This is a genomic window from Streptomyces sp. NPDC047706, assembly GCF_043204795.1.
Lineage (GTDB): Bacteria > Actinomycetota > Actinomycetes > Streptomycetales > Streptomycetaceae > Streptomyces.
The window spans coordinates 263,903-273,015 of sequence record NZ_JBIDCW010000005.1; the positions used below are offsets into that span (position 1 = coordinate 263,903).

Annotated in this window: 8 protein-coding genes; 5 read left to right on the top strand and 3 right to left on the bottom strand. The window is 71.9% G+C overall.

Going from position 1 to position 9,113, the window contains the following annotated elements; all coding sequences use genetic code 11:
• Window positions 1-210 precede the first annotated feature (210 nt).
• Together ACGF8A_RS08475 and ACGF8A_RS08480 are read right to left on the bottom strand one after the other, a co-directional pair.
• Complete coding sequence (locus ACGF8A_RS08475; protein WP_393105586.1) at window positions 211-1,701, bottom strand: DUF3152 domain-containing protein; 1,491 nt, start codon at window positions 1,699-1,701, stop codon at window positions 211-213.
• An 8-nt stretch (window positions 1,702-1,709) separates the two neighbouring features.
• On the bottom strand, window positions 1,710-2,879 hold the full coding sequence (locus tag ACGF8A_RS08480) for an alpha/beta fold hydrolase (RefSeq protein ID WP_393105588.1): 1,170 nt from the start codon (window positions 2,877-2,879) through the stop codon (window positions 1,710-1,712).
• Window positions 2,880-3,156: 277 nt separating this feature from the next.
• Between ACGF8A_RS08480 and ACGF8A_RS08485 the strand changes: the two genes are divergently transcribed.
• From ACGF8A_RS08485 to ACGF8A_RS08500, 4 genes are all read left to right on the top strand, one after another.
• Window positions 3,157-3,381 (top strand): hypothetical protein, encoded by a 225-nt coding sequence (locus tag ACGF8A_RS08485; RefSeq protein ID WP_393105590.1) that lies wholly within the window; start codon window positions 3,157-3,159, stop codon window positions 3,379-3,381.
• 196 nt (window positions 3,382-3,577) lie between these two features.
• Complete coding sequence (locus ACGF8A_RS08490) at window positions 3,578-4,225, top strand: TetR/AcrR family transcriptional regulator (protein WP_393105592.1); 648 nt, start codon at window positions 3,578-3,580, stop codon at window positions 4,223-4,225.
• Window positions 4,226-4,364: 139 nt separating this feature from the next.
• Window positions 4,365-4,592 carry a DUF3107 domain-containing protein gene (locus tag ACGF8A_RS08495; RefSeq protein ID WP_073940165.1) on the top strand — a complete coding sequence of 76 codons (228 nt, stop codon included), beginning with the start codon at window positions 4,365-4,367 and terminating at the stop codon, window positions 4,590-4,592.
• A gap of 241 nt (window positions 4,593-4,833) precedes the next feature.
• Complete coding sequence (locus tag ACGF8A_RS08500; protein ID WP_393105594.1) at window positions 4,834-5,103, top strand: hypothetical protein; 270 nt, start codon at window positions 4,834-4,836, stop codon at window positions 5,101-5,103.
• Between the two features lie 560 nt (window positions 5,104-5,663).
• Here the strand turns inward: ACGF8A_RS08500 and ACGF8A_RS08505 are convergent.
• Window positions 5,664-6,425: a ferritin-like fold-containing protein gene (locus ACGF8A_RS08505; protein WP_393105726.1), complete on the bottom strand. Its 762-nt coding sequence runs from the start codon at window positions 6,423-6,425 to the stop codon at window positions 5,664-5,666.
• Between the two features lie 515 nt (window positions 6,426-6,940).
• On the opposite strand from ACGF8A_RS08505, the gene ACGF8A_RS08510 reads away from it, so the two are divergent.
• Window positions 6,941-9,113: DEAD/DEAH box helicase (locus ACGF8A_RS08510; RefSeq protein ID WP_393105595.1), on the top strand; the 2,173-nt coding region annotated here is incomplete at its 3' end.

Here is a 9,113-nt window from a genome sequence, read left to right on the forward strand (position 1 = left end):
TCCCCCCCCCTCCAGTTCTTGCGGTGCCCCCGGGGGGGCCGGGGGGCCCCGCGGGGCAAAACACCTGAGGGGGCCCCGGGGGGGGGGGGCGGGGGGGCCCCCCCCCCCCCCACCAAAAGGGGTGAACGGTCGTAACTTTCCCGTGCGGATCGCGTTTCGTCGCGCTAGGAGACCAGGTGCGTACGGATCGTCATGGCGCAGGAAGTGGGATCAACTCTCCGGGTACGGCCAGGGGTTGGCCTTGCACCGGATCCCGTCGTGCTCCAGGAACTTCGTCTGCTGCTGCATGACGGGCGCCAGTTCGCCGGACTTGTCGCAGGTGACGTGGTCGTAGCCGAGGCGGTGGCCGATCTCGTGATTGATCAGCATCTGCCGGTAGGCGTGGATCTTGTCACCGTACGTCTCCGAACCCTGCGCCCAGCGATAGGCGTTGATCATCACGCGCTCGGTGGCGGCGGAGTCGCAGGACACATTGTCGACCGTCGTGTCCAGGCCCGACTTGGCGCACCAGTCCGCGGTGGTGGCCGGGCTGGCGAGTGTGATCACGAAGTCGGGTTTCCCGGAGTGGATGCGTTCGAACGTACGGCCGCCGTTGTGCGCCCAGCTCCGGTCGTCGTTCAGCGTCCTCTGCACGGCCTGCGCGAAGAGCTCGCCGTCGAGGCCGAGCCCCTTCTCCACGTCGACACGGTAGGTGTACTTCTGCCCCGCGCCCGGCGCCTTGTCGATGCCCGCGATCGCCTCGAACTCGCCCGAGCCGTCGAGCTTCGCGCTCAGCGGGTACGTACGGCCCATCTTCTGCTCGTACGTCAGCGGTGTCACGCTGGGCGAACCGGACGGGGTCGGCCGCCCGTCCCCCCGCGACGCGGGATCCTGGAGGTCCCTGGCCCTGTCGGCGGCGGACTGCGACTCCAGGGCACCGTCGTCGTCCTGGCCGGCGACCTGGCCTGCGACGACCACGGCCAGCACGGTCGTCACGGCGGCGGCCGCGATACCGGCGAAGGCCCGGCCCTTGCCGCCCTTGACGGGCGCGGGTTCGCCGGTGGGAGGTGCCTCGGCGTCCGCGTAGGGTTCCGTGTCCCGGTCGGTGACGGAGCCGTACAGGTCCGACAGGTGCCCGGTGGTGGCGGTGGTGGGCGCCGGGGCTCGGCGTACGAAGACGTCGTCCTGCTCCTCGAAGGCGTCGACGTAGTCCTGACGCGGTCCGGAGGGTGCCTGCCGTTGGCGGGGAAACACCGGAGCGCCGCTGCCATCGACCGTGCGCCCCCTCAACTCACCCCAGCCGCCCCCATCTTCACGCTGTTCGGGATGGCCGCCACGCACCTGGGGAGTGCCGTGCGCGGGGGTACCGTCCGGCATCGGCGGGAACCCATGGGCGGGCGTCCCGTCGGAAAGAGGCGGCACCCCACGCGCGGGCGTGCCGTACGCGGGCGTGCCGTCAGGAATACGCGGAAATCCATGGGCCGGCGTGCCCTCCGGCGACCGCGGCATGCCATGGGCCGGCGTGCCCTCGGCGGAACGAGGCACCCCCGGCCCGAAACCGCCGTCCGTGAAACGAGGCACCCCCCGCGGCGGCGTCTCCTCGGCAACCCTCTGCGCCCCCGTATCCCGCTGCCCCTCGGCGGACCCGGCCGCGCGGCGGCGTAGTCCCTTGCCCGTGGCCTCACCCTTGGGTGCCGGGCCACGGCGACTATGGCGTCCCACCTCGCCCCTCAGCTCCCCGCGCTCGCGGACTCGGTCCCGCCCTCGGTACCCCCGTCGCCGGAGCCACGCCCGGCCGGAGCGGCACCACGGGACGGAGCGCCTCCGGGACCACCACCACCGGACGCACCACCACCGGACGCACCGGAGGTGGCCCCAGCCGAACCCGCACCACCGGGACCCGCACCACCGGAGGCCACGTCGTCGGTCGCTCTCACCTTGGACTCCGCCTCCGCCTCCGCCATGAGTTCACAGAACGCCTTCGCCACGGTCTCCGGGTACTCCATCATGGCCACATGCCCGGCGTTCGGAAGTGTCAGGAGCCGTGCGTCACGGAACGTTCGGGCGGCCTTCCGCGCCATGCGGAAGCCTACGAGTTGATCGCGTCCACCGTAGACGAGCAGTGTGGGTGCCAGGACCCGCTCGGCCTGTCGCCACAGTCCATGCTGGCCACCGAGCGTGTACGCGTTGACGATCCCGCGGGCGGAGCGCGCCATCGCGTCCCAGAAGTACGGCAGTTGCAGCCGCCGCTCCATCTCCTCCACGGCATTGCGGAAGCCGTCGGGCGACACCCGCTCGGGGTCGCCGTAGCAGAGCGTGAGGACGCCACGGACCCGCTGCTCGGCGGTCCAGCCGGTGGTGAACCGGGTGAAAAGCCGGACCACCCCGGGCAGCGCCAGCAGCGCCGTGGGCACGGCGGTGCGCTGGATGCGGATCTCCGGCAGCGCCGGAGACACGAGCGTCAGCGTCCGGACCAGGTCGGGCCGGACGGCGGCGACGCGGGTGGTCACCGCGCCGCCTAGGGAGTTGCCGAGCAGGTGCACGGGTCCGCGTCCGGAGGAGTCCAGGTAGCGGATGACCGCGCGCGCGTGCCCGGTGACCGAGAAGTCGCCGTCGTCCGGGGGCGGCGAGTCACCGAAGCCCGGCAGGTCGACGGCCTCGCAGTCGACGTCCGCGTCGAGCAGCTCCATCAGCGCCGACCAGTTCTGCGAGGAACCGCCGAGGCCATGGACGTAGAGGGCGGGAGGCAGCCCCTCGCGCGCGGGTGGCCTCGAACGCACCGTGAGTGTGATGCCGGGCAGCCGGACCGACTTCAGCCGCTCGCCTTCCGCGACCCGGACGGGCGCCACCTTCGGGAGCACGTTGGTGGTCGGCACGAACGGCGACTCGGTCGAAGACATGCGGCAATGTTACGAGGTGATCACGCGGTGGTTCATGTGTTCGCCGACACAGACACGGGAGATCACCGTCACAGCCATCGGATGCGACGGTCCCCCACACGGAAGATCCACACACGCGCGGATCCCCGGCTTCGGCACGGCCGCGGGATGCGCAGCGCGTGACGATCCGGACGCGGATCGCATAGCGTCCGGATCGGGTGTCTCCTACGCTCGTATTGAGGGCACCCGCGTGTGGCCCCTGCTTCTCTCAGGGACGTTCGTAGGAAGGGAGCCCGCCATGGCCATTGATCCCAGCGATCCCGAGACCTTCGAGGACGAGGAGATCGAGGAAGTTCAGGAGTTCGATGTCGAGGCCCCGGAGGTAGACGCCGCCGAACAGCACACGGACATCGCACCGAGCCGTGACGACCCGCTGACCGGTGTGGAGCCCGACCGGGGCAGCGAAGCCGACCTCGCGGAGCAGGCCCGGGTGGTCAGCCTCGACGAGGACGACTATCGGTGACTCACGACGGCATCGGCGCGTTCGAGCGGGAGAGAGGACCTTTTTTGCCCGCTCTGCACTCGTTCAAAACGCTCTGTGTGACTTTCGCAGCCGTCCGGTCCGTGAAATTCTGCGCTCGCAGCGCGCACAGCACGGTTACCGAAAAGTACGATGGCCGCGCGGCGCACACCGCATGTGGACGACATTGGGAGGCGGCGTGACAGCCATCGAGCAAACTGAGGCGGCGCGCCCGCGGGGTACGCGCCTGCCGCGCCGTGCCCGTCGGAACCAGCTGCTGGGCGCCGCCCAGGAAGTCTTCGTGGCGCAGGGTTACCACGCGGCCGCGATGGACGACATCGCCGAGCGGGCCGGCGTCAGCAAGCCGGTGCTCTACCAGCACTTCCCGGGCAAGCTCGACCTGTATCTGGCGCTGCTGGACCAGCACTGCGAGTCGCTGATCCAGTCCGTACGCCACGCGCTCGCGTCGACCACCGACAACAAGCAGCGCGTGCGGGCCACGATGGACGCGTACTTCGCGTACGTCGAGGACGACGGCGGCGCGTTCCGGCTGGTCTTCGAGTCCGACCTGACCAACGAGCCCGCCGTGCGCGAGCGCGTCGACAAGGTCACGAACGAGTGCGCCGAGGCCATCTGTGACGTGATCGCCGAGGACACCGGCCTCTCGCGCGCGGAGTCGATGCTGCTGGCCTCCGGGCTCGGCGGCCTCGCCCAGGTGGTGGCCCGCTCCTGGCTGCACAGCGACCGAAGCGTGCCGCGAGACCAGGCGGTGCAGTTGCTGGCCTCGCTGGCCTGGCGGGGCATCGCGGGCTTCCCGCTGCACGGCAGCGAGCAGTCGCACCACTGACGCCTGCGCGTTTGTTCCCGTGGGGTGTTCGCTCCTGGCGTTCTCGCCTGGAGCGTGCGCGTCCCCTCACCGGGCTAATGTGTGCTGGGTACGGCGCGGTCGCCCGCGCACTTCACTGACCGTTCGGAGGGACATAGCCGTGGAGGTCAAGATCGGCGTTCAGCACGCGCCGCGCGAGATCGTTCTGGAGAGCGGTCAGAGTGCCGAGGAGGTCGAGCGCGTGGTGGCCGAGGCGCTGGCCGGCAAGTCGCAGCTGCTCAGCCTCGTGGACGAGCACGGCCGCAAGGTCCTGGTCCCGGCCGACCGTCTCGCGTACGTCGAGCTCGGTGAGCCGGCGCCGCGCAAGGTGGGCTTCGGCGCGCTGTAGCCGGAGGCTGCGACAGAAGCAGACGGGAGGGGCTCGGTGGCTTGGGCAGGCCACCGAGCCCTCCCGTTTCGCCTTCTCCCCTGTTGACCTTTTGCGACGCCTCCGGCACGGATTCACGGACGGACCACACCTCCCGCACGGACCACACCTCCCGCACAGGGGAGGATTGCATTCCGCAGGTCAGGGGTAAGACGGGCTACGACCGTTTCGGGCAGGCCGGCCATGTGGGAGGAACCTGAACATGCTCCTGGAAGCACTCAGCTCCGCGATCCTCGGTCTCGCCCTGTCATGGATCTACGCCGCCCGCCTGCCGCACCGCCTCCCGGCCCGCCATCTGGTCCTGTCGACCGGAGTCGCCGGTGCTCTCTTCGGCGCCTTCCTCACGCACAGCGCGCTGGAGGCCGGCGGCGTACTGCTGGTGCTCCTCGGCGCGGCGATCGTCTCCGTCGCGTCCCTCTCCCTGCTACTGCGCCCGGCGGGAAGACTGCGCCGCCGATCGGCGGCGGCCTGAGCCGCCGCCGCGGGCGCCCCCGCCCGAAGGGGCCCGCCCGGCGGATCGACCGGCCGGGCAGGCCCTGACCGCCGTCGAGGTCAGGGCACCCACCTCGCCGTCAGCCACGCGATGCCGACGACCCGGCCACCACTCGCCCGGCACCCGCGCAACCGAACCCGCCGCCGTCCCGGCCCGACCTCCAAGAGCCACCGAACCTACGGCGCCGGGGCACCACGGGCCACGGGCCACCGAACCTACGGGCGCCGTCCCGGCCCGACCCCCAGGGCCACCGAACCTACGGCGCCGGGACACCACGGGCCACCGGCCACGGAGCCCTGCCTACGGAGCCCCACACCGCCGGACACCGCCACCGGCCCCCACGGGCCACCCACCCTACGAGCCCCACACCACCGGACACCACTGGCCACGGCGCCCGCAGATCGGATCGGGACATCACCGGCCACGGGCGCCTTCAGATCGGATCAGGACACCACCGGCCACCCCGGCGCCCGCAGATCGGATCAGGACGCCACGGGCCCCCGACCCCGCGAAGCCCCCACCCCACCGGCCACCGGCATCTACGCGGCCAGTCCCAGCGCCGCCATCCGCTTGGTGTGCGCCTCCGTGATCCGGGAGAACATCCTGCCCACCTCGGCGAGGTCGAATCCGTCGGCGACGCCGCCCACCAGCATCGTGGACAGGGCGTCGCGCTCGGCCACCACCCGCTGGGACTGCGACAGGGCCTCACCCATCAGCCGTCGCGCCCACAGCGCGAGCCGACCGCCCACGCGCGGGTCGGCGTCGATCGCGGCGCGCACCCGCTCGACGGCGAAGCCGGCGTGGCCGGTGTCGTCGAGCACGGCCAGCACCAGCGAGCGGGTGTCGGCGTCCAGGCGTGCGGCCACCTCACGGTAGAAGTCGCTGGCGATGGAGTCGCCGACGTAGGCCTTGACGAGCCCCTCCAGCCAGTCCGACGGCGCCGTCTGCTTGTGGAAGCCGTCGAGCGCGGCGACGAACGGTGCCATCGCCGCGGTCGGCTCCTCGCCGATCTCGGTGAGCCGGCCGCGCAGCCGCTCGAAGTGGTGGAACTCCGCCGACGCCATCTTCGCCAGCTCCGCCTTGTCCTCCAGCGTCGGTGCCAGCTTGGCGTCCTCAGCAAGCCGTTCGAACGCCGCGAGTTCCCCGTACGCGAGCGCGCCCAGCAGGTCCACGACCGCGGCCCGGTACTGCGGATCGGCGGAGGCGGTCGCCCAGTCCTGGGCGGCGACCCCGGTGTGTGCGGCGGCGTCGGTGGTCTCGGCGGCGTGCTCAGGCTTGTCAGAGGTCGTCATGCAGCGCACAATAGCCCGCTCGCCCAGGGGTGGAAGTCCCTGGTCAATCAGTGTGACCACGACGACGCGAATGACCATGGGCGCGAGTGTGACGATGACTACGTGACCGAATCGGCCATCGCATGTGCGCGATTCCGGGGTATGGTGGTAATGCGCCTGCTGGTACGACGACGTCTTCGCCGTATCTCGACAGGCCGCACGTATGAGGATGCCCGGTCGGAGGCCCGATCGGCTCCGACCCGACAGCCCTCCCTGACCGTACGGCACTGTGCGTACGACGATCGGAGGGACACCCTCAGCGGTACGAACGCTGGAGCGTTGGCAGAGGTCCCGTGTGCCACGGCGCGCCCCTACGGCGGCCGACGTCCCCGGCACGGTCCGACACGACCCCCGCGCTCGCCTCGTACCGCGCACACAGAAGAGGCAGCACCCTGACTACGACGTTCCGAGAGCTCGGGATCCTCCCCGAGACCGCCGAGGCCCTGGAGGCCGTCGGCATCGTCACCCCGTTCCCCATCCAGGAGATGACCCTCCCCGTCGCCCTCTCCGGCACGGATGTCATCGGCCAGGCCAAGACCGGCACCGGCAAGACGCTGGGTTTCGGCCTTCCGCTCCTTGAGCGCGTCACCGTCCCCGTCGACGTCGAGGCCGGGCGCGCCAAGCCCGAAGCGCTCACCGACGCCCCGCAGGCCCTCGTCGTGGTCCCCACGCGCGAGCTGTGCACCCAGGTGACCAACGATCTGCTGACCGCCGGCAAGGTGCGCAACGTGCGCGTCACCGCCATCTACGGCGGCCGCGCCTACGAGCCGCAGGTCGAGGCGCTGAAGAAGGGCGTCGACGTGGTCGTCGGCACCCCGGGCCGCCTGCTCGACCTGGCGGGCCAGAAGAAGCTCGACCTCAGCCACGTCAAGTGCCTGGTGCTCGACGAGGCCGACGAGATGCTCGACCTGGGCTTCCTGCCCGACGTCGAGAAGATCATCAACATGCTCCCGGCGCGCCGCCAGACGATGCTGTTCTCGGCGACCATGCCGGGCGCGGTCATCGGCCTGGCCCGGCGGTACATGTCGCAGCCCACGCACATCCGCGCCACCGCGCCGGACGACGAGGGCGTGACCGTCGCGAACATCTCGCAGCACGTGTACCGCGCGCACAACATGGACAAGCCGGAGATGGTCGCGCGCATACTGCAGGCCGAGGGCCGTGGTCTGGCGATGGTCTTCTGCCGTACCAAGCGCACCGCGGCCGACCTGGCCGACCAGCTCAAGCAGCGCGGCTTCGCCTCCGGCGCGGTCCACGGCGACCTCGGCCAGGGTGCCCGCGAGCAGGCCCTGCGCGCCTTCCGCAACGGCAAGGTGGACGTTCTCGTCTGCACCGACGTCGCCGCCCGCGGCATCGACGTCGAGGGTGTGACGCACGTCATCAACTACCAGTCGCCGGAGGACGAGAAGACGTACCTGCACCGCATCGGCCGTACCGGCCGTGCGGGCGCGAAGGGCATTGCGATCACGCTCGTCGACTGGGACGACATCCCGCGCTGGCAGCTGATCAACAAGGCGCTGGAGCTGAAGTTCAACGACCCGCCGGAGACGTACTCCACGTCGCCGCACCTCTTCGAGGAACTGAACATCCCCGCGGGCACCAAGGGCATCCTGCCGCGTGCCGAGCGCACGCGCGCCGGGCTCGACGCGGAGGAGCTGGAGGACCTGGGCGAGCCGGGCGGCCGTGGCGGGCGCGGTCGCGGTGGCCGTGGCGGCCGGGACGAGTCCCGGCCGGCCGACCGGGAGCGTCCCGCCCGTACGCCGAGGCGCCGCCGCCGGACGCGCGGTGGTACGCCGCTGGACGCGACGGAGACGCCGCAGTCCACGACCGCCGAGGCGACCCCGGAGGAGGCCGGCGCGCCGCGCACCCTGCGCCGCCGGCGCCGCACCCGTGGCGGAGCCCCGCAGACGACGGCCCAGGCGGCGGTCGAGTCCCCCGTGACCGAGGCCGCGCAGACCGCCGTGGCGACGGCCGAGGGCACCCCGACCGTGGACGCCCCCGAGACGCCGGCGAACCCGCGCCGCCGCCGTACGCGCAAGTCGGCGGAGGCGGGGCCCGCCCAGGCCGTCGAGGCTGGGCAGCCCGTGGACACGGTGGCGCCCGTCCAGGCCGCGGCGGTGGTCGATACGGCCGAGGGCGCGGAGGCCAAGCCCAAGCGCACCCGCTCGCGCAGGACGGCAGCCGCAGCGGCCGAAACCGTCGTGGACGCCCCCGAGGCCCAGCCGAAGCGCACCCGCAAGGCCGCGGAGCCGGCCCGGAACACCGATGTCCCCGAGGTCACCGTGCCCGCCCAGGGCGGCGAGGCCGTCGTGACGCCGGAGGCGGAGACCAAGCCGAAGACGCGCCGCACTCGCAAGGCCCCGGCCGCCACCGAGCCGGCCGCCACCGTCGAGGACGCCGAGGCCAAGCCCGAGCGCACCCGCAAGACGGCGGCCGCCGCCCCCGAAACCGCCGTGGACACCGCCGAAGGCGCGGAAGCCAAGCCCAAGCGCACCCGCACGCGGAAGGCGACCGCCGCCCCCGAAACGGCCGCCACCACCGAGGACACCGAGGCCAAGCCCAAGCGCACCCGCAAGACGGCGGCCGCCGCCCCCGAAACCGCCGTGGACACCGCCGAAGGCGCGGAAGCCAAGCCCAAGCGCACCCGCACGCGGAAGG

Bases quoted from the DNA above. Each gene is read 5' to 3' on its own strand.
- ACGF8A_RS08480 (WP_393105588.1), bottom strand. From the start codon at position 2,879: ATGTCTTCGACCGAGTCGCCGTTCGTGCCGACCACCAACGTGCTCCCG.
- ACGF8A_RS08485 (WP_393105590.1), top strand. From the start codon at position 3,157: ATGGCCATTGATCCCAGCGATCCCGAGACCTTCGAGGACGAGGAGATC.
- ACGF8A_RS08500 (WP_393105594.1), top strand. From the start codon at position 4,834: ATGCTCCTGGAAGCACTCAGCTCCGCGATCCTCGGTCTCGCCCTGTCA.